Annotated in this window: 18 protein-coding genes and 1 tRNA gene; 12 read left to right on the top strand and 7 right to left on the bottom strand. The window is 50.6% G+C overall.

The features are described 5' to 3' along the window. The first annotated feature begins 169 nt into the window (after positions 1-169). The 6 genes from trxA to ACFSW8_RS06115 all read left to right on the top strand — a co-directional run bounded on the left by trxA (position 170) and on the right by ACFSW8_RS06115 (position 5,824). Positions 170-487, top strand: coding sequence for a thioredoxin (trxA, locus tag ACFSW8_RS06140; RefSeq protein WP_377089074.1), 318 nt, complete (start codon positions 170-172; stop codon positions 485-487). Positions 488-606: 119 nt separating this feature from the next. Beyond that, positions 607-688: transfer RNA gene (locus tag ACFSW8_RS06135), tRNA-Leu, on the top strand. A 96-nt stretch (positions 689-784) separates the two neighbouring features. Beyond that, complete coding sequence (uvrA, locus tag ACFSW8_RS06130) at positions 785-3,625, top strand: excinuclease ABC subunit UvrA (protein ID WP_417750629.1); 2,841 nt, start codon at positions 785-787, stop codon at positions 3,623-3,625. A gap of 95 nt (positions 3,626-3,720) precedes the next feature. Continuing rightward, complete coding sequence (locus ACFSW8_RS06125; RefSeq protein WP_377177729.1) at positions 3,721-4,290, top strand: RNA polymerase sigma factor; 570 nt, start codon at positions 3,721-3,723, stop codon at positions 4,288-4,290. A 27-nt stretch (positions 4,291-4,317) separates the two neighbouring features. After that, positions 4,318-4,857: a hypothetical protein gene (locus ACFSW8_RS06120; protein WP_377089077.1), complete on the top strand. Its 540-nt coding sequence runs from the start codon at positions 4,318-4,320 to the stop codon at positions 4,855-4,857. Between the two features lie 46 nt (positions 4,858-4,903). Further along, positions 4,904-5,824: a S1C family serine protease gene (locus ACFSW8_RS06115; RefSeq protein WP_377089078.1), complete on the top strand. Its 921-nt coding sequence runs from the start codon at positions 4,904-4,906 to the stop codon at positions 5,822-5,824. 465 nt (positions 5,825-6,289) lie between these two features. On the opposite strand, the gene ACFSW8_RS06110 is transcribed toward ACFSW8_RS06115, so the two are convergent. The 6 genes from ACFSW8_RS06110 to ACFSW8_RS06085 all read right to left on the bottom strand — a co-directional run bounded on the left by ACFSW8_RS06110 (position 6,290) and on the right by ACFSW8_RS06085 (position 12,491). Continuing rightward, a complete protein-coding gene (locus tag ACFSW8_RS06110; RefSeq protein ID WP_377177727.1) occupies positions 6,290-6,703 on the bottom strand; it encodes a hypothetical protein in 414 nt (137 codons plus the stop codon). A 279-nt stretch (positions 6,704-6,982) separates the two neighbouring features. After that, on the bottom strand, positions 6,983-7,675 hold the full coding sequence (locus ACFSW8_RS06105; protein ID WP_377089081.1) for a PEP-CTERM sorting domain-containing protein: 693 nt from the start codon (positions 7,673-7,675) through the stop codon (positions 6,983-6,985). A gap of 131 nt (positions 7,676-7,806) precedes the next feature. Continuing rightward, positions 7,807-9,327 carry a LamG-like jellyroll fold domain-containing protein gene (locus ACFSW8_RS06100; RefSeq protein ID WP_377089082.1) on the bottom strand — a complete coding sequence of 507 codons (1,521 nt, stop codon included), beginning with the start codon at positions 9,325-9,327 and terminating at the stop codon, positions 7,807-7,809. Next, positions 9,324-9,833 (bottom strand): sigma-70 family RNA polymerase sigma factor, encoded by a 510-nt coding sequence (locus ACFSW8_RS06095; protein ID WP_377177725.1) that lies wholly within the window; start codon positions 9,831-9,833, stop codon positions 9,324-9,326. The genes ACFSW8_RS06100 and ACFSW8_RS06095 overlap by 4 nt, the downstream gene beginning before the upstream one ends. A 55-nt stretch (positions 9,834-9,888) precedes the next feature. Next, complete coding sequence (locus ACFSW8_RS06090) at positions 9,889-11,280, bottom strand: sulfatase (RefSeq protein WP_377089084.1); 1,392 nt, start codon at positions 11,278-11,280, stop codon at positions 9,889-9,891. A 167-nt stretch (positions 11,281-11,447) separates the two neighbouring features. Continuing rightward, on the bottom strand, positions 11,448-12,491 hold the full coding sequence (locus ACFSW8_RS06085; RefSeq protein ID WP_377089086.1) for a 3-deoxy-7-phosphoheptulonate synthase: 1,044 nt from the start codon (positions 12,489-12,491) through the stop codon (positions 11,448-11,450). 72 nt (positions 12,492-12,563) lie between these two features. Between ACFSW8_RS06085 and ACFSW8_RS06080 the strand changes: the two genes are divergently transcribed. The 5 genes from ACFSW8_RS06080 to ACFSW8_RS06060 all read left to right on the top strand — a co-directional run bounded on the left by ACFSW8_RS06080 (position 12,564) and on the right by ACFSW8_RS06060 (position 20,749). Further along, positions 12,564-13,640 (top strand): M42 family metallopeptidase, encoded by a 1,077-nt coding sequence (locus tag ACFSW8_RS06080; RefSeq protein ID WP_377177723.1) that lies wholly within the window; start codon positions 12,564-12,566, stop codon positions 13,638-13,640. 65 nt (positions 13,641-13,705) lie between these two features. Then, on the top strand, positions 13,706-14,809 hold the full coding sequence (gene lgt, locus ACFSW8_RS06075) for a prolipoprotein diacylglyceryl transferase (RefSeq protein WP_377177721.1): 1,104 nt from the start codon (positions 13,706-13,708) through the stop codon (positions 14,807-14,809). A 231-nt stretch (positions 14,810-15,040) separates the two neighbouring features. After that, a complete protein-coding gene (locus ACFSW8_RS06070; protein WP_377177719.1) occupies positions 15,041-16,561 on the top strand; it encodes a sulfatase family protein in 1,521 nt (506 codons plus the stop codon). 119 nt (positions 16,562-16,680) lie between these two features. Then, positions 16,681-17,490, top strand: a complete 810-nt coding sequence (locus tag ACFSW8_RS06065) for an alpha/beta hydrolase (protein WP_377177717.1) — start codon at positions 16,681-16,683, stop codon at positions 17,488-17,490. 151 nt (positions 17,491-17,641) lie between these two features. Continuing rightward, complete coding sequence (locus tag ACFSW8_RS06060; protein ID WP_377177715.1) at positions 17,642-20,749, top strand: PVC-type heme-binding CxxCH protein; 3,108 nt, start codon at positions 17,642-17,644, stop codon at positions 20,747-20,749. Positions 20,750-20,787: 38 nt separating this feature from the next. On the opposite strand, the gene ACFSW8_RS06055 is transcribed toward ACFSW8_RS06060, so the two are convergent. Beyond that, positions 20,788-21,993: a glycoside hydrolase family 99 protein gene (locus ACFSW8_RS06055; protein ID WP_377089092.1), complete on the bottom strand. Its 1,206-nt coding sequence runs from the start codon at positions 21,991-21,993 to the stop codon at positions 20,788-20,790. A gap of 172 nt (positions 21,994-22,165) precedes the next feature. On the opposite strand from ACFSW8_RS06055, the gene ACFSW8_RS06050 reads away from it, so the two are divergent. Beyond that, a complete protein-coding gene (locus ACFSW8_RS06050; RefSeq protein WP_377177713.1) occupies positions 22,166-22,534 on the top strand; it encodes an EF-hand domain-containing protein in 369 nt (122 codons plus the stop codon). Positions 22,535-22,626: the final 92 nt, after the last annotated feature.

Raw genomic sequence — 22,626 nt, 5'->3', positions numbered from 1 at the left:
ATTGTACTTGCAGTCATTTCTATCGCCGTATCCTTCATGTAGGGGGGCGAGGCCTTGTTGAGTGATTCAGGGAGGTATTAGCAAATCGACACATTATTATTAGCCGCCAGAATGCAGAAAATGCGCTGGCGGCTCTTGCTTTTTTAGGGGGGAGGTTCATAGTCCCGGCATGGCACTAGTATTAACTGAAGAAAATTTCGAAGCAGAAGTTCTCAACTCTAGCAAACCTGTCTTGGTCGATTTTTGGGCTGAGTGGTGTGGACCATGTAAGATGATTGCACCATTGATTGATGAGCTTGCTGATGAGATGGGTGACGAAGCTGTTGTGGCTAAGTTGGAGGTAGACAATGCGCAGGCATTGGCGGCCAAGTATGGAGTACGTTCTATACCATTTCTTCTTTTCTTCAAAGATGGTGAGGTAAAGGACCAGATCGTAGGGGCTAACGTCACTAAAGAATCACTCAAAGAGAAGCTCCAGTCTCTCTAGAGCAGCACGAGCCAAATAGGTTCACAAAGTTTCTAGCTCAGTCATCATTGGCTGAGCTATTTTTTTGTAAAAATTGTTTTGCAGTGTGTGGGGATTTAGTTAAGTTGCGCCCAGCAAAGGCCGAGGTGGCGGAATTGGTAGACGCGCTGGGTTTAGGTTCCAGTGTCTTAGGACGTGCAGGTTCGATTCCTGTCCTCGGTACTTCCTTTGCATCGGGAAAAAATGGCGACCACTAGGTCGCTTTTTTTGTTTCTGAGTGGGGTTGATAATGAGTCATAGAGAGTGTTAGCGTGTGGCGTGGATGTGATTCAAATACGCGGTGCGCGGCAGCATAATTTAAAGAACGTAGATGTGGGGATTCCGCGTGGCAAGCTTGTGGTGATTACAGGCCCGAGTGGTAGTGGAAAGTCGAGTTTGGCATTTCACACATTGTATGCAGAAGGGCAGCGACGCTATGTAGAGAGCCTCTCTGCGTATGCTCGTCAGTTTTTGGAGCAAATAGAAAAGCCTGATGTTGATAGTATCGAGGGATTGAGTCCTGCGATAGCAATTGACCAGAAGGCGGGCGGAGGTAATCCACGGTCTACGGTAGCAACTGCGACTGAGATCTATGATTACTTGAGGGTTTTATACGCTGCTCTGGGGGTGCCTCATGACCCTGAGACGGGGGAGAAGTTAGAAAAAATGACTTCAGGGGATATTGTCGAGCGACTTGTTAGGTTTCCTGAGAGGACGAAGGTAGTAGTATTAGCGCCGGTGCCGAAAGAGGAACTGGGAGATGTGGAGCGCTTGGTTGCGGACATGCAGCGTCAGGGGTTTGTGAGGGTAAGGGTGAATGGAGTGATATTCGATACTGAGGAGGTACTCGGTGAGTGGCCTGAGGAGGTAGAGCGGGTTGAGGTGGTAATTGATCGTTTGGTAATTCGAGAAGGAGTTGAGAGCCGCATAGCGGATAGCATTGAGACGAGTTTACGGATTTGTGGTCAGGAGGCTCGTTGCCTGGTTCAAGAACCTGGAGTGGAGGAGTGGAGAGAGGTGAGTTTTTCGACATCGTATCGCAATCCGGAGACTGGCTTTGAGCTAGGGGCATTGAGTCCACAAGACTTTTCGTTTAACTCTCATCGTGGTGCCTGTGAAGCGTGTCAAGGATTAGGGACGAAGATCCATTGTGATCCAGGGTTGTTAGTCCCCGATGGAGGAAAAAGTTTAGACCAAGGAGCTGTACATGTTTGGGGCGGGACGAAGAAAAAGAAGGGGTGGATGGAGCGTCAGGTGGATGCTGTGGCTGAGCATTTTGGGGTCGATAGGTCTGTGCCATTTAAGCAGCTGCCTGAGTCCTTTAAGGAGGCATTATTCTATGGGATGGGAGAGCAAAAGATTACGATGCAATGGGAGCGAGATGGGGAGGAAATGCCTTGGAGCAAGGAGTTTGAGGGATTGTGTCGGACGGTAGAGCGTCTGTATGCAGAGACGGGTAGTGAGGGGGTGAAGCGTAGTATGAACCGGTACATGAGCCACCAGACATGTGAGAGCTGTGGTGGGAGGCGGCTGAAACCGCAGATTTTATCTGTGAAGTTGGAGGCCGCTGGTGGTTGGTTAGGGATTCAAGAATTTTGTGAGAAGTCGGTGGAAGAAGCATTGGGCTGGATTCGCGGCTTGGTGCTGCCGGCAGCGAAGATGGAGGTTGGTCAGGGCTTGGCTTCTGAAGTGCGTGAGAGGTTAGGGTTTTTGGACGAAGTAGGGCTCGGCTATCTATCTTTAGATCGGAAGAGTGGGACACTGAGTGGTGGTGAAGCGCAGAGGATTCGTCTAGCGACCCAAATCGGGGCGGGTTTAGCGGGTGTCGTTTATGTGTTAGATGAACCCAGCATTGGTCTTCACCAAGAGGATAATGCGCGATTGATTCGAGCGTTGAAGCGGCTACGTGACATTGGGAACACAGTGGTGGTGGTGGAACATGACGAGGAGACGATTCGAGCTGCAGACTGGGTAATAGATATGGGGCCTGTAGCTGGACGTGAGGGGGGCTATATTTTAGCGGAGGGGAGTCCGGAGGCGGTGATGGAGTCGAAGGCATCTCCGACCGGCAAGTGGCTTCATGAGGAAGTCGCTACGTTAAATGAGGGGCGGCAAAGGGGAATGGGGGAGATCTGGGTACGTGGTGCGAGAGAGCATAACCTACAAGGGATTGATGTGGCTTTTCCAATGGGGCAGATGGTTTGTGTGACGGGCCCGAGTGGCAGTGGTAAGTCGACTCTGACGCATTCCATTTTGAAGCGGGCCTTAGCGAGGAAGCTTCATGGGGCGAAGGCGAGGCCAGGTGCGCATACAAAGATAGAAGGAGTGGAGCTCATTGATAGGTTGGTGGTGGTGGACCAAAGTCCTTTGGGAAGGAGCCCGCGTTCGAATCCTGCTACCTATACTGGAGCCTTAGATATTGTGCGTAGTTTGTATGCGAAACTACCCCTCTCGCGTCAGCGTGGTTACAAGAGTGGGAGGTTTAGTTTTAATGTGCGTGGGGGGCGATGTGAGCGGTGTATGGGGGATGGGAAGATAAAAATTGATATGCATTTTTTGAGTGACGTTTACGTTCCTTGTGATGCGTGTCGCGGCCAGCGATACAATCGTGAGACGCTGGAAGTAACCTACAAGGGTAAGAACATAGCAGAGGTACTTGAAATGACGGCGAGAGAAGCCCATGCCTTTTTCGGTGCGGTACCTAAACTAGAGGCAATCTTGCAATCGCTTTGCGATGTGGGGTTGGGGTATATGGAGCTGGGACAGTCGGCCAACACGTTGAGTGGTGGGGAAGCGCAGAGGGTAAAGTTAGCAACGGAGTTGGCAAAGCGGAGTGAAGGAAATGCGCTGTATCTATTGGACGAACCGACCACGGGTCTTCATTTCCAGGACATTCAGGTTTTATTGAAAGTGCTGGAGAGGTTGAGAGACGAGGGGAATTCCTTGATTATTGTGGAGCACAACATGGATGTGATTCGTGCTGCGGATTGGGTGATTGATTTGGGGCCAGGGGGAGGAAAGCATGGTGGTCGCGTGGTGGCGGAGGGGAGCCCCGCAGAGTTGGCCCGTTCCGCAGATTCTATTACGGGCAAATGGATTTCTGCTGGCGGAATGGCATAGATGGGCTAGTTTCAGAGTGGATAAAGCGAAAAATTGCTTTCAGAAAAGACAATGATGTTGGGGTGAAACGCTCTATGGATGAAGATCAGGAAAGAATGACAAGTGCAAGTGCTCAGATCACCGAAGAAATGACCTGGGGTGCCTGGCTCAAGGAGCATGGCTCGCGTCTATTGTTGTTTGCACGTCAGCAGACCCGATCTCAAGCAGATGCAGAAGATGTGTTGCAAGATGCGCTCGTGAAGTTGGCCCGAAAAGTAAGTGAGGGAAGATTCGACGGTGGGCAGGCAGCATGGCTTCCCTATCTGTACACTTCGATTCGTCGCTGTGCCATTGATTTAGGTCGCAAAGAAGACCGTCGTGGTAAGCGCGAAGAAAAAGTGGAAATGGAACGCCAGCACGAGACGGGAGGCAAATTTGACCCCTGGTTCGATAGTGACGCAGCGACAGAAGAGACGCGCGGCTATCTTGAGCAAGGGTTGAAGGAGCTACCTGAGAAATTCTCAGAGGTTATTGTCATGAAGGTATGGGGTGAACGCACCTTTGCTGAAATTGGCGAAGCCCTAGAGATTTCGCAGAATACGGCGGCCTCGCGCTACCGCTACGGGCTAGAAGCACTGAGAAAGGAGCTTGCACAAGCTCGAAATGAAGGGAACCTTTCCTTATAAAATCAAGACACAGATAGGAGTCGAACCATGGACGAAGAACTAAGAGCCATAGAAAACCAACTTGAGAAACTCTCGCCGACAGCGATGCCTGAGGACATGCTAGCACGCATGGAGCAGGCGATGGAGAAGTGGCAAGACCACCTTCCAGCTGAAGAGAAGATTGTACCATTTGTGCAGGAGCCTCAAGAGAGAGGGAAACTCAAGTTATTTAATACTTGGGCATCGGCTGCAGCGGTTGCCTTAGTGGGAGCTGCTTCGTATATGATGCTCAACTCGGGAACAATGACTGATTCTGAAGTGGTTGTTGCTGGAGCTGGTGAGCAAATGGCTCAGGCGGTACCGGCGCAGAATATCAACGCAGTAGTGCCAGCGAGTAACTCTCGATTTGATACTCAGGTGAAGCGTGCATCTGATGATGTGATCACCTATGATGCCAATGGACGTCCAGTACGTTTGATGCGAGTTGAGTTTGAAGATGAAGTGACTGTTCGAGGAAAAGACGGCAGGACCTATAAGGTGAAGCAACCGCGGATTGAATATTATGCGGTTCCAGTTGAAGTTCATTAGACAAAAGAAGTCATAACTAACGCTATAACTAGTAAATAAGATAAGTATGAATAAGATTTTTCATTTTACAAGTATTGCAGCCATTGCCCTTGCAGGAGGGGCACATGCCATTGAGCGAATTACGCCGATTGAAGAGCCACAAGCAGACAAACCCAAAGCGAAGGTAGAAAAGAAGCAAGCGAAAGCGTGGCTTGGAGTAGCTGGGCAACCGGTTGATGAAGCACTTGCAGCTCAGTTAGGAGTTGAGCACGGTGTGACCTTAGAATTGGTAGCCCCCGATGGAAGTGCCGCTCAGTCAGGTATTCAGAAGTATGATATCATCACGAAGGTAGGTGAGAAAGACATCAGAGGGATGGCTGATTTGCGCGATGTTATGCGTAATGCCGCAGTAGATTCTGAGTTAGAATTAGAAATTTTTAGCAAGGGCAAGAAAGAGCGCAAGACGGTGAAGTTACAAGCGCGGCCACAGCATTTGGGGCAAGCACGCGTGGAGCCGCAGGAGGTGAAGCCGCGAGTGAAACGTTTCGAGAATCTGCCACAGGCTTTCAGCCAGTTGCCAGAGGCCGACCGCAAGCGCATTGAAGAAATGATGCAGCACCAAGCTAGGAATCTTGAAGAGCACTTTGCCAATATGGACATTCAGATGGCTGACATCCAAGAGCTTCAGAAGAAGATGAAGGGAATGCATCTGGATTTAGGTGATCTTCGCATGAAGGGGCACAGTAACTTCAGTGGCACCTTCACCATGATGGACGACCAGGGCAGTATCTGCATGAAAATGACCGATGAGAAAGGGAAGCATGTGGAAGTGAAGGACCGTCAAGGTAAGGTTCTGTATGCGGGTCCATACGACACGGAAGAAGATAAGGCTGCAGTGCCAGCTGACGTAAGAGCGAGGATCGACGCCATCGGCTTAGACCAACAAGCTGGGGAAGGAATGGGTTTCCAGTTCCACTTCGGCCGCTAAAGATATATTTGATAGGAAACATGTAGTAGGTAGATGCACTACCTGAGTAGCAATGTCGTTATTTCATAGTGCAAGAGCAAGCATCACAGCATTTTCTGTGATGCTTGTTTCTTTGTAAGTCGTGGGGGAAGTGAGTAGGGTCATTTGGGGGATTTATTACGAAAGTGGAGTGAGACTGAGCCAATGCTGATAAGGCTGGCGTGGTGGGTTGGTTTGGGTGGCTGAGTGGGAGAGTCCTTTGGTTGAGGTGTGGGAGTTGTGAAGGTGTGTAAGACTATGGCATTGACCTGGCCCCCTTGTGAGAGGGGGGCACTGGGGTGTTGCTTGCTATAATTTTCCGGGAGGAAGGTTTCTATGGTACATTTTTGTGTGGTTTGGTCTGCGGTGAATGAGCCGGTTAGGAGGAGGCCGTCACCCCAAGTGACATTTTCAATGCTGGCACCATAGTTTCCGAGAAATGAGCCATCACAATGGACTGATTTGCCAGTGATCCCCGGGGGCGGCACGGCCATCGTAGAGCAAGGCTTGGAGTCGGTATTTTTGGCCCACTTTGAGGCCTGCAAGTGTGAGGGATGACGGGCCGCCTTTGGGGCTCCAAGTACCCGTTTTGCTGAGTGTTTGGCTGGGTGCGTGGTATTGGTCAAAAGATTGGCCAAAATCGAATGTTCCTTTGGTGAATGGGATAGAGTCGAAGATGAGAGCTGGTCCACCAAGGTTTTGGGCGAGGACGAGAGAGCCGTCAGTTTGGAAGATACCGGTGGCGAGCTCTGCGCCATGTTCTCCGGTGACTGGGTAGGGGCGGGCCTCCCAATGGATTTCAGCGGCATGGATGGACAGGATAGAGCTGGCAAGGGAACTGATAAGGGTGATTTTTGTCATGGTGTGGGGAGGGACGGTGCGCACACTGAGACATACCTAGCGGCTGGGCTTGGTTACATTTCTGCCGTTATGAATGTGGGGCTGTGTAAAAAAACGCGGGCCCTCTGAGTGAGAGGACCCGCTACAACATATGAAAAAAACACTGCTAATAAAACTTAGCCCTGTTTCCTTTTATATACCAAAGTGTGTGGGTCGGTTACAAAGAAGAGGTGTTGGTAATAAAAAAATCCCTTCACAGGTGGACTGTGAAGGGATGGTGATAGCTAGTGTTGGGGAGGATTACTTGCGGCGGCGCAAGATGAGGGCTAAGCCGCTGAGGCCGAGGAGAGCTGTAGTTGAAGGCTCTGGGACAGCGGATGTTTGGTAGAGGGTAAGAGCATTGAGCTGGGCGCCGGAGGAGACTGGGTCCGTGTTGAACCCTTCGATAGTGAAGTCTTGGGTATTAGCGTCTGCTGTAAAGGTACCGGTGACGAGAAGGCCTGGTCCCCAAGTAGTGTTGAACACCCCATTTGCGTATTGGCCTTGGTCGACTCCGTCAAATTCGACAGTACGACCGGGGATGCCCACGGCACCGCGTCCGTCAAAGACGAGTGCTTGAATACGGTAGGTGGCTCCAATTGTGAGACCGCTAAAGCTAACGGTCCCCGTATTGTTAGCATCACTATAGGCGCCAGTTTGTGAGAGTTCTTGGCCAGCCTGGTGGAAGCCATTGAATGTGCCTCCGGTGGAGAATGTGGTGGTGCCAGCCGTGAAGTTGATAGTGTCAAAAGTGACTGCGGCGCCACCTACGTTTTCAGCGGAAATGAGTGTGCCTGTGGTGTCGAAAAGGCCGGTGTCGAGTATATCGCCGAAACTACCACTGGTAGAGGCCGTGGCGCTGGACCAGACGATAGTGGCAGCATGGGCTGAGCCTGCGAGGGCTGCAGCAGCTACCAAGGAGCTGGTGAGAAGTTTAACTGTGTGTGATTGCATAGTCGTTTTGTTTTTTATGTGTTGGTTAACCAATAATCACTGCGTTTCTCCGGAGAGATGAGGGATTATTACAGGTTCATACCCATGCAATCGGCTTGGTTACATTTTTCTGTAAAAAAAATGGGGGGGGCTTAGGGCATCCCAGCTTGATAGATTTGTTGGATCTCTGTGGGGCTGAGATCGCGGTCGAAGACGAGGAGTTCGTCAATTTTTCCTTGGAAGTGGCGGGAGGATTGGCCGTAGAAGGATTCCATATTCCAATGGCCTACATTCATGGGGCCAAAAGAGAGGGCTTTGATCGACCAAGCTTGCATTTCAGAGGGGATGGAGCTCCAAGATTTCAAAGGGGAACCATTGGCAAAGAGGGAGACTTTTTGGGTTTGGAGGTTCCAGGTGGTGGCGACTTGTTGCCATTGGCCGAGTTTGATGGAGTTGGAGCTGGAGCGCACACGGGTGCCACCGAAGATACTCGATTCGAGAGAACCGTCGCGGTAGATCTGGAAGTGGAAGCAGCCTGGTTTCCAATCGTTGGCATTGAAGAGAGCCATGTAGTCGTCGTTGTAAGCGTCGACTTTGACCCACATCACTACCGTGAAGGACTCCAAGGGTTGGCTTGGAGAGAAGTCGAGTGTTGCTCTGGCCTCACGGTGAGGGAAGAGTAATGACGTGGTACTCTCGTTGCGGCCACTGGAATAAAGGGCTCCTTGTAGTTGTGCGTCATTTGATGAGAGTGTGTTTTTAGCGAGGTTTCGGATATGGGCGGCCCCTTCGTTTGAGAAGTCGTAGTAGAGCTGGAGGTCGGACTTCTTGAGCATGGCGCTCTGGTATTGTTCGTAGCGACGTTCGGTGATGGACTTACTGGTTGTGAAGTGTGTTGGGTCGATAAAGTCGGTGGGGCTGGGGTGGGTGCTCGGGGTCCAGGCGAGTGCTTGGTTTTGGTAGAGGGCAGAATTGGGACGGTTAGAGGCACGGACTTCAACGGACCCCTCGAAGACTTGGAGGTGTGCAGCACCTGAGCGGCTCACCTCTACGGCGAACTCAGTTCCGGTATCGATGATATCTGTTCCACCTGGCGTGGTCACGGTGAAGCCATGTGCTTGGGGGGGGCAATAGGCCCAGAGTTTTCCATAGTGGAGGGCAATGTGGCTTTCGCTCAGAATTTCAAAATTGCATTGTCCATCGAGGACGACCTGAGCGCCATTGCGGAAGTCGAGTTGGGCGACGCCTTGTTCGAGGCCAAATTCACCGGAATTGAGTGATTTACCTTGGTTGCCGTGGAGTTGGGCATCGAGGCTGTTAGCGAGGGTGGCGATGGGCTCGAATGGTTCCGAGGAGTTTGAAGTGAGTGGAGCAGCGGTTTGTTGCGGCGTGGTGAATGGGAGAAGTATGAAGGCGATGGCGGCAGCAATGCCTGCGCCGATGAGGCCTCCGATAATGAACGGTTTTTTAGAATACTGAGGGGGAGAAAGTTGGTCTTCTGCTTGAGAGGTTTCGAGCAGGGCGTCGATTTGGTTCAGCTCCAAGTAGAGGGTGCGTGCCTCTGGGTCACGTAGGAGGAGTGACTGAAGATAGTCGATGACCTCTGGGGTGGCTGTGCCTTCTCGCACCTCAAGCATGGCCTGCTCGAGCCAATCTTTATCGTTGGGAGTCATGATTGTTTGAGCTGGGTTTCAATGCAGGAGTGGAGGGATTTGCGTGCGCGCATGAGTGTGAGCTTGATTGCACTTTCTTTCATGCCAACGAGTGCACAGATGTCTTTGATACGGTGTTCTTTTTCGTAGTAGAGGGTGAGGACTTTGCGTGTTTTGTCTTTAAGCTTACCTCGACAGCGTTTGAGTGCGGTGAGGCGCTCGGGTGAGCTAGCGGCGAGTTCCTCAGCTTCGTCTGCAAAGAGTTCAACGAGCTCAGGGGTGAGGACGTCGAGGGGGGCGCGCTTTTGGTTACGCAGGTATGCTAGGGTCTGAAAGCGTGCGGTGGTGAATGCCCAAGCCTCAAAATTAGAACCGAGGGTGAACTCCGTCTCTTTACGCATCAGGACGAGGTTGGTTTCTTGGAGGATATCCCAAGAACGAGAACGTCTACCAGTCATCGAGTAGATGTAGTTGTAGAGTTTTTTTTGGTTCTCGGTGATGAGGCGCGCGTATTCAGGGTGGCTCATGGGTGGTGGGAGAATGCGTTCTCTAAGCCATACCGCCATAGGGGAGATGGTTACATTATTTTTTTCGCTTTTCGATGGGGGGAGGCGAGAGGGTGGTGAGTTTTTCTTGGAGCTTGCGTTGCATGGATTCGAGCTGAGGGCGGTACTCGGGGTTGGTGGCGAGGTTGTAGAATTGGTGCGGGTCTTTACGCATATCGTAGAGGCAATCTCCTGAGGGAAAGCTGAGTAAGCTCGAATTTTCTGAGCGCAGCGCGTGTCCCTTGGCGTAATAGGAATAGGCGGCAGCTCTGAGGGCGTGCGTGGGGTCTTTGAGAATTGGGGTCAGTGAGTAACCGTCTGTGTGGGAGGGGGCGGGGAGGCCTGCGAGGGTGGTGACGGTGGGGTAGATGTCGATAAGCTCCACGCAGGATGTGGACCTGCCGGGTGGGTATCCTGGGGCTGAGATGATCAATGGGACTCGGCTGACTTCTTCGTGCAGGTTGTATTTTTCCCAGAGTTCTTTTTCTCCGAGGTGGTAGCCGTGGTCTGAGGTGAAGACGATAGCGGTGGATTCACGAAGGCCGAGTCGGTCGAGTTCATCGAGCACGCGGCCGAGTTGGACGTCCATGAACTCGACCGTTGCGTAGTAGCCTTGCCACATTTTCTTTTGGTTTTCGATATGGTGCGAGATGCCATTTTTGAGCCCATGGTTGCCAGTTCGCCCTTCTTTTGGGACGTCATTGAGGTCAGCGGGGAGTAGCTTTGGGAGTTTGATTTGCTCGAGTGGGTAGTGATCGAAGTATTGTTTGGGAGCGACTGAGGGATAGTGTGGGCGGACGAAACCGAGAGCGAGGAAGAAGGGTTTGTCTTTATGTTTGTTTAGCAAGGCGATAGCGCTGGAGGCTGCTTTATAGTCTGGCTGGTCGGCCCCTGAAGTATCGTCTGATTTGACGGTGACAAACATGCGGTGTTTGGTACCGGTTGATTGTCGCCCCTGCATTTCGGTTGTTTCGATATCCGTATTGAGGAGAGCGTAGAGACCAGGGGTGTGTGCTTCTAGGCCTTGGGCATTGATTTTGACATCCCAGTCGTCAGGGTGGTCAGCGCCGTCGGTGCCAGCCACAGTATCTCCGGGAACGCGCATGTGATAAATTTTGCCGACACGGGCAGAGAAGATGTCTTGCTCACGAAAGAACTCTCCCATGCCGATGGCATCTTGGCGCGGGGTGTATTGGCCCGCCATAAAGGAAGCACGTGATGGGGCACACCAGACAGCTTGGCAGTAGGCATGTTCAAAGACCATCCCACGGGAGGCGAGTTTATCGATATTGGGAGTGCGTACGACTGTGTCACCGTAGCATCCTAGTACGGAGGCTTTGAGGTCGTCTGAGACAATAAATAAGATGTTACGGATTTCAGAGGCGTGCGCCGTGACTGTGTAGGTGAGAGCCAGTATGAGAGTCTTCATAGGAACGTGTCTATGGGTCTCATCATGATGCTAGAATGATCGGATTTTTCAAAGGTATTGGATGGGGATGCTGAGGTGGGGTTGGATTTGCTAGTTGCTGGCCAATAGCCACAAAAAAAGCACCCACTGGAAGGTGGGTGCTCAAGAGAATGGTTTGGTTATTGTGCTTAGCTCAGTGCCTTGGAGGTCTCTTTGACGAGGGTAACGGTAGTGTCGAAATCAATACATTTGTCAGTGATTGACTGGCCGTAGGTGAGGTCTTCGAGTGGTTGGGGGAACTTTTGGTTTCCGGAGACGAGATGAGATTCGAGCATGGCTCCGACGATTTTATCGTTCCCGGCAGCACGTTGGCTGATGATATCACGGTAGACGGCGGGCATTTTAGTGTCGTCTTTAGCGCAGTTTGCGTGTGAGGCATCGATCATGATCGCATCACTGACATCGCTGGACTGAAGTTTATCGATGGCGAGAGCTACATCGTCGGCACTGAAGTTGGGACCATTTTCACCACCGCGGAGGATAATGTGGCAATCTGGGTTACCAGATGTTGTGACGGCAGAAGCGACACCTGATTCAGCGACACCGAGGAAGGTTTGTGGACGGCCGGCTGCGTTGATGGCGTTGACGGCTGCGACGAGGTCACCAGCAGTGCTATTCTTGAAGCCGAGGGGCATTGAAAGTCCGGAAGCCATCTGGCGGTGGGTTTGAGATTCGGTGGTGCGCGCCCCGATTGCAGACCAAGAGATGAGGTCAGCGATATACTGGGGAGTGATGGGGTCTAGAAGTTCAGTAGCGGTGGGGAGGCCGGTGTCGATGACTTCGCGAAGGAAGGTGCGGGCTTGGCGGAGGCCTTCAGCGATGTCGTCTGAGCCATCGAGGTGTGGGTCCATGATGAGGCCTTTCCAGCCGACTGTGGTACGTGGTTTCTCGAAGTAGACACGCATGACAATGTAGACCTTGTCTTTGACCTCATCTGCAAGCTTCGCTAGTTTTTGTGCGTATTCGAGGCCCGCTTTTGTATCATGAATGGAGCATGGGCCGACGATAAGGAGGAAGCGTTTGTCCTTCCCTTCGAGGATGTCACGGATGGTATTGCGTGAATTAGCGATAAACTCAGCCTGCTCGTTGCTACGAGCCACCTCTTGCATGAGAGTGGCGGGTGTGGGAAGCGGGATGTTTTTAGTGACGTGGAGATCGCGGACCTGTGCCATAATTCTGATTGTTGTGATGTGCGTGGCGATCATGGTTTACAGGATCGCTTGGGCTTGCGTAGTCTTTTTTCCATGAAAGACAAGGCGATATCTTTACTAAAGCGACTCACTGAAGCTCACAGTGTGCCTGGCTATGAAGCAGAAGTGCGTGACATCTTTGTGGCAGAGTTAGAAAGCGAGGGGAAGGTGAGTGCCGATAAGATGGGGGGGGTGTATTGTGAGAGGGGAGAGGGACCGACTGTGTTGTTGGCTGGGCACATGGATGAAGTAGGATTTCGGGTACAGCATATTACGGCTGATGGCTTTCTTAAGTTTTTGCCAGTAGGTGGATGGTGGACGCATACGCTGTTGAGCCAAAGGGTGGAGGTCATGACGCGTGAGGGCGGGAAAGTACTGGGCGTGATTGCGAGCAAGCCACCACATTTTTTGCCTGAATCTGAGCGTAGTAAAGTGATGGCACTGGGAGCACTCTTCATTGATATTGGGGCGCAGAGTCGCGAGGAGGTTGAGAGGATTTTTGGTATTCGCATTGGGGATCCGATTGCTCCGGCGGTGCCCTTTACGGCGATGCAGAAAGAAGATTACTACATGGCCAAAGCGTTTGATAACCGTGTGGGGATGGCGTGCGCGATCCAAACATTTCAGGAATTAGCTGGTGAGCAGGCTGCTTGTAAATTAGTGGCGGCTGGGACGGTGCAAGAGGAAGTAGGCTTGAGGGGGGCAAAGGCCGCAGCTGAGAAGGTGCGACCGGATGTGGCCATTGTTTTAGAGGGGCCACCCGCAGATGATGCACCCGGTTTCCCAAAAAGTGAATCTCAGGGGAAGCTTGGTGGCGGAGTTCAGATTCGGATGCAGGATCCTACCGCGATTATGAATCCGGCTTTGGTTGATCTGGCAATCGAAGTAGCTGAGCGCGAGGGCATTCGTTATCAATTAACGATGCGCAACAGTGGGGGGACAGATGCTGGGACATTTAATCAGGCTAATGAGGGGGTGCCATCGATCGTGTTAGGCACGCCTGCTCGGTATATCCATTCTCACAATGCGATCATTGATATCAACGACTATTTGGAGATGGTTCGGTTGTCGAAGGCATTAGTTTGTGCCCTCGGAGCCGATGCGGTGGCTGGGTTGACTGATTATTTGTAGCTTGGAGAGTGTAAGGGCGAGTATGCGCATTTCGGAGCATGCTTGCTGGACAGGCCATTGTGAATATGGCAGCTAGATGCGTGCTCGCAATATACGTACATGACCTCAACCCAGTGATTTTTGAAATCACTGATAGTATTAAGCTGCGTTGGTATGGATTTGCCTACTTGTTAGCCTTTGTTGCTGGGTATTTATTGCTCAAGTGGATGGGGGATAAAAAGCTTTGGGTGCTACCTGGAAAAGTGGCTGGTGACTTCATTGCGTATGCTGCGGTTTTTGGAGTGTTCTTGGGTGGGCGTATTGGCAATGTGCTCATCTATCAGAGGGAAGAGTTGATGAATGACCCCTTGGTAATCTTTCGGGTATGGGAAGGTGGGATGGCGAGCCATGGGGGGATCTTAGGCTTACTGATTTTCACCTTTGTGTATGCGAGGATGAAGAAGGTGTCGTGGACCGCGCTGGGGGATGGATTGTGTGTGGTAGCTCCGCTAGGGATTATGTTTGGCCGTTTGGCCAACTTCATTAATGGGGAGCTCTATGGCCGGGTGGATAAGACTTTTGCTTGGGCTATGAAGTTTCCCAATGCGCTATGGGATAAAAATACAGTTGAGGGAACTAAGCCAAATTTGACGCAAGCGGCCGCAGCACGAGCAGACAAAGGTGGTGAGTATACTCAGTACTACGATCAGATGATAGAGGGCAGTGATGCCTATTTTGATGGGGCTTTGAAAGAAGGTACTGCAGAGTATGAAGCATACGCAGCATTGATGTCTCGGAAGGCTGAGATGCTCAACAAGGCGGTGCGTGAGAACCCTGAGGTGAAAGATGCGGTCGCATATTACTTAGAGCCACGTTATCCATCTCAATTATTTCAAGCTGCCTTAGAAGGATTGCTCTTGTTCCTCATTCTTTTTGTGATGCGGGTGAAGTTTCCTAAATTGGCACATGGAGTCCTGACTGGCTTATTTTTTATTTTTTACGCAATTTTCAGGATATCGATGGAGAACTTTCGCGAACCAGAGACGGCGAATTTGATGTTATTGGGGACGGAATGGACGATGGGGCAATTTTTATCTTTGTTCATGATCGCGATTGGTTTGGCCTTTATTCTTGGGGCTAAGTTGAGGGTGAAGAAGGGGACCTTGTTGCACTGTACCCAGCAGGCATGAGGTAAAAAAGTGAAGGTTCTTAATCTCTAGTTAAGGTTGGGGTGTTATTTTGTAGTCACTTCTCAGCCGCCCCTTGTAATTCTAGGGACAGGGGAAATGTATTCGGGGCTGGAGGAAGTTTATCAGCCAAGGGAAGAAGGAGAGAGCTTCCCTTGGCTGCAATGCTCGTGGAATGTCGATGAATCTCTGACAGCGGTGTCCCAAATTGGGGAAAGGCTACGTATCACAGGTATGTATAGTAAGCTGATGATGCGTAATATTTTAATGGGGGCCGTGGTCGTTGGGGCTGGGTTTGGCAGTGTGAAGGCGGCTGAGTTACCGAATATCATTTTCATTTTTGCAGATGATATGGGAGTGGGAGATGTGTCTCATAGGACTGGGAAAGCGGACACTCCGGCATTGGATAGGATGGCTCGTGAGGGGATGCGCTTTACCGATGCCCACACTACTTCTTCAGTGTGTACGCCATCTCGGTATGGATTGCTTACCGGGCGTTACAATTGGAGGACGCGTCTACAGAAAGGGGTGTTTTTCTCCCCACATGACAAGCCATTGATAAAGAAAGATGAGTCGACTGTGGCATCAATTTTAAAGGATAAGGGATATGATACGGCATGCGTCGGGAAGTGGCATCTAGGGATTGGCTGGGAATTTAAGGAGAAGAACAATCCGAAGTCACGCACGGGATATGATATTGATTTTGCTAAGCCTGCTGTCACGCCGACTTCTCATGGATTTGATTATTTTTATGGGATCCAGGCGTCATTGGACATGGCTCCTTATGTTTACATTGAAAACGAACGGGCAACGGCTGAGGGGTCGGTTACGAAAGGGTTTCCGCGCAAGGGGGCGGCAGCACCAGATTTCGAGGCGAACCAATGCTTGAAGGTTTTTGCGGAAAAGTCGGTGGCCTATATCAACCAGAAGGCGAAGAGTGAGAAACCATTTTTTTTATACCTTCCTTTGACATCTCCGCATACTCCTATTGTGCCGAGCAAGGAATGGTTAGGCAAATCACCGATTGGTAAATACGGAGATTTTTTAATGGAGACAGACTGGGTGGTGGGCCAAGTGTTAGAAGCCTTGGATGCGAACAAGATCACAGAAAATACATTGGTGATGTTCTCCACCGACAACGGCTGCTCTCCAGCTGCAGGTATCGGAAAGTTAGTAGAAAAAGGCCATAAGCCGAATGGTGACTTGAGGGGGCACAAGGCAGACATTTACGAGGGCGGGCACAGAGTTCCGACACTGGCGATGTGGCCCAAGGTGGTTACGGCAGGAACGGAAACGAAGCGTCTCACTACACTAGCAGATTTTTACGCTACCTGTGCAGAGATCGTGGGCGCTGAGTTAGGTTCTGAAGATGGGGTAGATTCGGTATCTTTTTTACCGACATTGAAGGACGCGTCGCAGGTGGATCGTGGAGCGATTGTGATGCATTCTATCAATGGAAGTTTTGCTATTCGCCAGGGGCGGTGGAAGTTGTGTTTCTGTGGTGGCTCAGGAGGGTGGAGTGCTCCACGTAAGGCGCCTGAGGGAGCTCCTAAGTGGCAGTTGTTTGACCTCGATGCTGATCCGGGGGAGAAGGTGAATGTATACGAGAGCCAGCCAGAGGTGGTACAGGGCCTACATGATCTGATGGTGCAATATATCGAGGATGGTAGGAGTACTGAAGGGAAGAAGGTGCAAAACGATGTGGAGGTTGAATTCTTGAACCGATCAGTGGCTGAAGGAAAAAAGAAGAAATAGAGGTCCTGTAGACTGAGGTTGAGTAATGAATTAAAAAAATCTAGGATGGGGGAGTTAGATAGATGATTAGACAGAAGTTTATTTGGGCACTATGGGTTCTTTGTTTTTTATGTATTAGGGTGGAAGCACGCGATGCCGCGGAGCGTGTTCGACCAGACAAGTTGATTGAGTATAAGAAAATTCAGGAAGGTGATCCGCTGAAGCTGCATGTGTTTCAGCCAAGCCAGGTGAAGGGGGAGGTTCCATGCATGGTGTTCTTTTTTGGTGGGGGCTGGGCGGTAGGTAGTCCTGTGCAGTTTTACCAGCAAGCTGATGAGTTTAGAAAGCGTGGTCTGGTTACCATCTGTGCTGAATATCGCGTGGCTAAGAAGCATAAGGTGAGGCCTGATGCCTGTGTCGAGGATGCAAAATCAGCAATTAGATGGGTTCGGAAGCACGCTGGGCAATTAGGTATAGATGGAAATAAGGTGATTGCGGCAGGAGGCTCAGCCGGAGGCCATCTGGCGGCTTGCACTGCATTTGTTAGAGGGTTTGAAGCTGAGGGGGAAGATCTCGCAATTTCTTCGAAGCCGAACTACCTAGTCCTGTACAACCCTGTGTTAGATACCACTGAGTTAGGCTATGGTGTAGAGAAGGTAAAAGAACTGAGGCAGAAGCTTTCACCAGTACATCAGGTGGTTGAGGGTGGTCCTCCGACGATAGTCATGCACGGGAAGGCCGATGAGACAGTCCCTTTTGAGAATGCTGAGCGTTTCTCAAAGGTGATGAAAGAGAAAGGGAATAGCTGCACCTTGGTCCCTTATGTAGGGGCAGCTCATGGTTTTTTTAATAGTCCCATGTTTCGCAAAAAGGCCAACTTGGAGTATTATAAGAGTACGATTGAGGAGACTGCTGAGTTTCTTGATCGGGAGGGTTTACTGAAGCCTTAAGCGTTATTGAGGTGGGAGGGAAAGCTACAAGTATGAAAGGATGTGGGATTATTTGTAGGTGGATGTGTGGATCATGCGTGGTTTGGGTCAGTACTATATAGTACATGAGAGCTTGGGGGGATACCTGAGCTCAAGCAACCACCCAACCACTATGAAGTCACTATCAGTCATTTTGCTAAGCACGCTTGTTGTAGCGATGCCAGGCCTTCAGGCGCAGGCGAAGAAAACGCATTCGCAACGTACCCGTGCATTGACTCCAGAAGAGCAGTTGAAAACATTCAAGCTAGCGGATGGTTTTGTCATAGAGCTGGTGGCATCTGAGCGAAATGGAGTGGTGAATCCCATTGATTTAACATTTGATGACGCTGGTCGGCTATGGACCCAGACGGCAAGAATGTATCCGTTAGATCCTGTTGTAGGGATAAAGTGGGGGCAGCTTTTAAAGCTGATGAATGATGTTGAGACACAGAACAACGATCCTCGATTTAAGAAGATCAAAGACCTCTATCAACTGAAGAGTCAGGGCAAAGATCAGATTTTAATATTGGATGACCCAAGTAAAGAAGCGAAGGGTCAACTGCAGGTTTGGGCTGACGGACTCTCTATTCCACAGAGCATTCATCCCTACAAAGATGGGGCGTATGTATGTCATGGTTCTGAACTGTTTTTGCTCAGGGATACGGATGGGGACGGCAAGTCCGACAAGGTGGAACCAGTGTTGACTGGTTTTGGTTTCACTGACACTCACACGATGGCTCACCTGTTAGTGCGAGGTCCTGGTGGGTATATGTATTTTTCTCAAGGCGCCTTGAATAAAGGAGAGGTGACAGCGGTGAAGTCAGGTGTGAAAGCGCGGGTAGATGCATCCTGCCAAGTTCGTTTTAGCATGGACCATCGAGAGCTTGAGGTGGTGTCGACAGGTCCTTCTAACATGTGGGGGATGGTACTGCGAAACGATGGACAATGGTACGGGACCGAGGCGAATGACCGAGCATATTCAGTGGTGCCGTATGAACATGGTACGGCAATGACTGGGGTGGCGGCTGTAAAGCTACGTGCCTATCAACCATACTTACCTGAGATGCACGAATTCCGCGTTGGGGGGACAGGTATTTCTGGTTTGGCCTTTTCAGATTCGCTTTCGGGTGGATTTCCTAAGGAATGGAAGGATGTGGCAATTTTAGCGAACCCGATCACCTCGACCCTCAACTCGGTACGGATCAAGCGCAAGGCTGATGGGAGTGTGAAGGCGGAGCACTTGGAAGATTTGCTAGTGTGTGAGGATGATTGGTTCAGGCCAGTGAACATCGAGTTTGGTCCTGATGGTTGCTTGTATATTGCGGATTGGTACAACAAGATTGTGTCGCACAACGAGGTGAGCACGGGGCATCCAGATCGGGATCGCACGCATGGGAGGATATGGAGGGTTCGGCACGAAAGCCAAAAGGTGCGTCCAATTCCTAATGTGAAGGAAGCAAGCAACGCAGCTTTAGTTCAGCACATTCAGGCGTCGAGCTTGTGGGAGATGCGAGCGGCGTGGTATCAGATTGTTGATCGGGGGGCGAAGGAGCTCATTCCAGATTTAATGAAGGTAGTAAGCAACCGGAGTCTCAATGTTGTCACGCGGATTCATGCACTCTGGGCGCTCGAGGGGCTGGGGCATTACGACGCGCCATTAATGGCTCAGTTAGTTTCAGATAAGGATGGTAATTTGCGACGTGAAGCGATCCGTTCACTTGCGAGTTTTGGTTTGGATCCGAGTGAGGCGGCCAAGTTGTTGGCGCCACATATTGATGACTATAATTGTATGGTTAGGTCGCAGGTGTTACGCACGCTACGTGATCTCAAGGGAGCAAGTATGCAAACCGTTGAGTTGTTAGTTTCAGCATGTAAGCCGGCTCTAGATGGGAAGAATATGGGGGGAGGCTATGAACGCAGTTTCGAGAGGTTTTTGGCTCGCTACGCGTTAGAGGGTTACCAAGACACTTTAGTAAAGTTTATGGATTCCGAAGCAGCTGCGAAAATGCCTGCTGAGAATTTGTTGTGGGCCATCCAAGCTCTGGGAGAAAAAGAGAGGGAGGCAGCATTTTTGAAGCTTTGGAAAGCAGTGTCACATAAACAGTTAGATTCTGAAACTTATGTAGCAGTGGTAAATATGTTAAGTAATAAGGCCGTGTACGATGTTGTAAAAGGGAACTTAACTGACTCCAGTTACGCGAGAGCATATGTTCAGGTTGCGGTTGAGAACAGGTCTCGGATCAGTTCAGAACGTTTCAAGGAGGTAATCACGCCTCAGGTGAGGAGGCATTTTGCGGATGAGGAGCTTGTAGATGAAGGGCTTGTAGCTGTGGCAGCACTGAATTTGAGAGGGTTTTCTCGAGAGCTTGAGGGGGTGGATGTGGATCCGAGCAATACAGAGAGGATGAGTTTGTTGCTTGCAGCTCAGGCAACGGAGCCGAGAGTTTACCGTAAGAGCTTTGCCGAGATTGCTGGAGATGCAAAGCAAGCTAGGGAGGTGCGTGAGGCTGCTGTAGCCGCATACGCTAGGGCTGATGCGAAGGTTGCCTTAGAACTAGTTAGTGATTTGTTAGGTGACATGACACCTGGGCAAGTACGGTCTTTGGTAGGACGTGTGACTCAGAGTAGAGAGGGGGCTGATGTGATGTTTAAGTTATACCAGAAGGGGAAGTTGGCGGGAGAGGCATTTGATTTATCTGCGGCAGAGAGAGTGTTGGCGGTACGGGCTCGTGACAACCAGCGTGCTCAGTTAATGCGTGAGGTGCGTGCTCGTATTGCTGTGGAAAAGAAGCAGGTTCATGCTAAGATTCAAGGTTTCATGCAAGCCGCTGAGTCGTTAGATGGAGATGCAGAAAAAGGGAAAGCCACTTTTGCTGCGTGTTTGATGTGCCACAGAGTGGGGGATGAGGGGAAGGACATCGCACCACCATTAGATGGTTCAGGGCACCGCGATGTGGAGCATTTGCTGACTGCGATTGTTGATCCGGATGTTGCCGTAGAGGGGGGGTATCACCTGTATCAGGTCACGCGGAAAGATGGTGCTACAGTAGAGGGGTTTCTTGTGAAGAAAGATGCTAAAGGGACGACGGTGGCTGCGATGGGAGGAGGGAAGACATTCGTGCCCAAAGATGAGATTAAGAAGCAGAGGTATACGGGGCGTTCATTCATGCCAGCTAGCTTCGGCAATCTATCAGATCAAGATATGGTGGATTTGTTAGAATATATTAAGACCCTGAAATAGATATGGGAAGGGGAGTAGCGTTGGGCGGTGATTGATCATCATTCGCCCAACGGTATTGTTGGAGTATTGAGGTAGGGGAGGATGAGAGAACGCGCTGCGGGGAGGTTTCCGAGAGTGATTTGTCTGGAGGCGTTTTGGAGTTCGGTACGTATTTTTTGGTTTGAGTGGTAGTATTTTTTTAGATGGTAAAGTTGGATTGGAAGCCGCAGATCTTGTGGGGTGGTTTTAGGGTTGAGTGATTTTTGGAGCAGCTCGAGGTATTGGTAGGAGGTTTGTATTGTGGGTTCAATGACAGTGCCTTCACCGAAGTCGTTCCAGGTGGCGATTTGGATAATGGGGGCATTGGATTGCTTGGCTAAGTGTAGGCTTTCGCTGAATGTTTTAGTGCCTCGCGGATCGATAGAACCGTAGCTAGTGGAGTAGATGTCTTGGAATCTAGGAAAGGCGATGGCAATGGTTTTGTCGGTTTTTTGGGAGTAGAGTGTCTGGAGGTATTTCTTCCATTGGTGGGTGGAGATTTCTTTGCCTCCATGAACTGGGGGCCAACCAAAAGACCCATCGGCATTGGTTTGTTGGGTCATATGTGGAAGCGCGTAGAAGGCGGGTTTGGGAGAGACGTTAGAGAGGATTGATTGCCATTGTTGTGGGGTCTTAAAATGGACTGGACCAAAGACTGGGAGGATGGGGCGTCCAGCGAGTTTAACGTATGCAGGGTCGCTAAAGCAGTGTTTAGAGAGCCAGGCGAGATCTTGTTGGCAGAGTTCAATCTCCTGCGTGGGGCTCAATTGTTTTTGTTCGCTTATAGCTTCAATGGTGCGATCTTCATAGCAGATCGCATATTTTAGCCCTGCTTGTTTGATGGATTCGATGAGGTGCTGGGTACTTTGATGGATTTTTGGGTAGGCACGAAAGTTTTGGCAGCCGTACCAATCAATGATGACGCCATCGATACCAGTGATTTGCATGAGTTGTGTGTGACACGCCAGGAGGTCTGGGTCTCTGGAATCGTAAGCTCCGAGAAGCGGGTAGTGGTGTGACGCGATATCGCGCTGACCATTGGGTTGGATATGATCGGGGTTGAAGCGACCATTCATGGTCCAATGCCAGCCCCATTTCCCACTTATTTCTTTAGACTCGTACCAGGGCATGTAGTGCACAAGGACAAGCGGGCGGGGTTGCGCCATGGCCAGCATGGAGGCAGTCATTGTGAGGAAGTAAAAAGCAAGCAAGCGTGGTAGGTTCATATGGATGCGTTCTGGAGTGGTGTTGCGATGGTTAGGGTGTGCTCTGTGTGACTTTTGTCAGAGTGGCATTGAGTCATGGAAGCATACGGGAGATGGAAAAAACATCGATCAATTTCAGAGATGTTTGGTCTCATAGGTGATGCGTATATGGATGAGTATTGGGATTTGGATCATGGCTTCTGTTTCTGGGGGGGCGAACATAGTGGAGAACGCGGAGGATGCTTATCGGCTGGCTCGGTTTGACCGTGATAAGAATGGGGTGTTTTGCGCTGAGGAATTTGCTGAGATGCAGCGCGTGGAAGAAGAGATGTATCGGGCGCATCGGGCTTTGCTTCTCGAGAAGTACGATCTAAACCGAGACGGTGAGTTGTCGAAGGGAGAGCTTAGGCAAGGGAGGTCTCGTTTCCGGGAAGGTGTGATTGAGAAGTACGATGTAGACAAAAATGGATGGCTCTCAGCAAAGGAATTGGCAGTAGTAAAGGTCGATTTTATTCACGCAGGGGCTTTTCCTGATTTTAGCTTAGAAGCTAGGAAATGTTGAGGGAGGTAGTGAGTAGATCCTTGTTAGTTAGCGAGGTATAAGGAATGATGCGGTGGGGGAAATGCTACTTTACGCGGTGTGCTGAATTAGGC

Origin of the sequence: Rubritalea tangerina (genome assembly GCF_042683245.1) — a bacterium.
In the GTDB taxonomy this organism is placed as follows: Bacteria; Verrucomicrobiota; Verrucomicrobiia; order Verrucomicrobiales; family Akkermansiaceae; genus Rubritalea; species Rubritalea tangerina.
Note: the sequence above shows the minus strand (reverse complement) of the source record. Positions and strands in the feature narration are given on the sequence as shown.

What these genes read in the sequence shown, in the direction of transcription:
- trxA (WP_377089074.1), top strand. Translation starts at nt 170, where the DNA reads ATGGCACTAGTATTAACTGAAGAAAATTTCGAAGCAGAAGTTCTCAAC.
- ACFSW8_RS06125 (WP_377177729.1), top strand. Translation starts at nt 3,721, where the DNA reads ATGACAAGTGCAAGTGCTCAGATCACCGAAGAAATGACCTGGGGTGCC.
- ACFSW8_RS06120 (WP_377089077.1), top strand. Translation starts at nt 4,318, where the DNA reads ATGGACGAAGAACTAAGAGCCATAGAAAACCAACTTGAGAAACTCTCG.
- ACFSW8_RS06115 (WP_377089078.1), top strand. Translation starts at nt 4,904, where the DNA reads ATGAATAAGATTTTTCATTTTACAAGTATTGCAGCCATTGCCCTTGCA.
- ACFSW8_RS06110 (WP_377177727.1), bottom strand. Translation starts at nt 6,703, where the DNA reads ATGACAAAAATCACCCTTATCAGTTCCCTTGCCAGCTCTATCCTGTCC.
- ACFSW8_RS06105 (WP_377089081.1), bottom strand. Translation starts at nt 7,675, where the DNA reads ATGCAATCACACACAGTTAAACTTCTCACCAGCTCCTTGGTAGCTGCT.
- ACFSW8_RS06100 (WP_377089082.1), bottom strand. Translation starts at nt 9,327, where the DNA reads ATGACTCCCAACGATAAAGATTGGCTCGAGCAGGCCATGCTTGAGGTG.
- ACFSW8_RS06095 (WP_377177725.1), bottom strand. Translation starts at nt 9,833, where the DNA reads ATGAGCCACCCTGAATACGCGCGCCTCATCACCGAGAACCAAAAAAAA.
- ACFSW8_RS06090 (WP_377089084.1), bottom strand. Translation starts at nt 11,280, where the DNA reads ATGAAGACTCTCATACTGGCTCTCACCTACACAGTCACGGCGCACGCC.
- ACFSW8_RS06085 (WP_377089086.1), bottom strand. Translation starts at nt 12,491, where the DNA reads ATGGCACAGGTCCGCGATCTCCACGTCACTAAAAACATCCCGCTTCCC.
- ACFSW8_RS06080 (WP_377177723.1), top strand. Translation starts at nt 12,564, where the DNA reads ATGAAAGACAAGGCGATATCTTTACTAAAGCGACTCACTGAAGCTCAC.
- lgt (WP_377177721.1), top strand. Translation starts at nt 13,706, where the DNA reads ATGGCAGCTAGATGCGTGCTCGCAATATACGTACATGACCTCAACCCA.
- ACFSW8_RS06070 (WP_377177719.1), top strand. Translation starts at nt 15,041, where the DNA reads ATGTATAGTAAGCTGATGATGCGTAATATTTTAATGGGGGCCGTGGTC.
- ACFSW8_RS06060 (WP_377177715.1), top strand. Translation starts at nt 17,642, where the DNA reads ATGAAGTCACTATCAGTCATTTTGCTAAGCACGCTTGTTGTAGCGATG.
- ACFSW8_RS06055 (WP_377089092.1), bottom strand. Translation starts at nt 21,993, where the DNA reads ATGAACCTACCACGCTTGCTTGCTTTTTACTTCCTCACAATGACTGCC.
- ACFSW8_RS06050 (WP_377177713.1), top strand. Translation starts at nt 22,166, where the DNA reads ATGGCTTCTGTTTCTGGGGGGGCGAACATAGTGGAGAACGCGGAGGAT.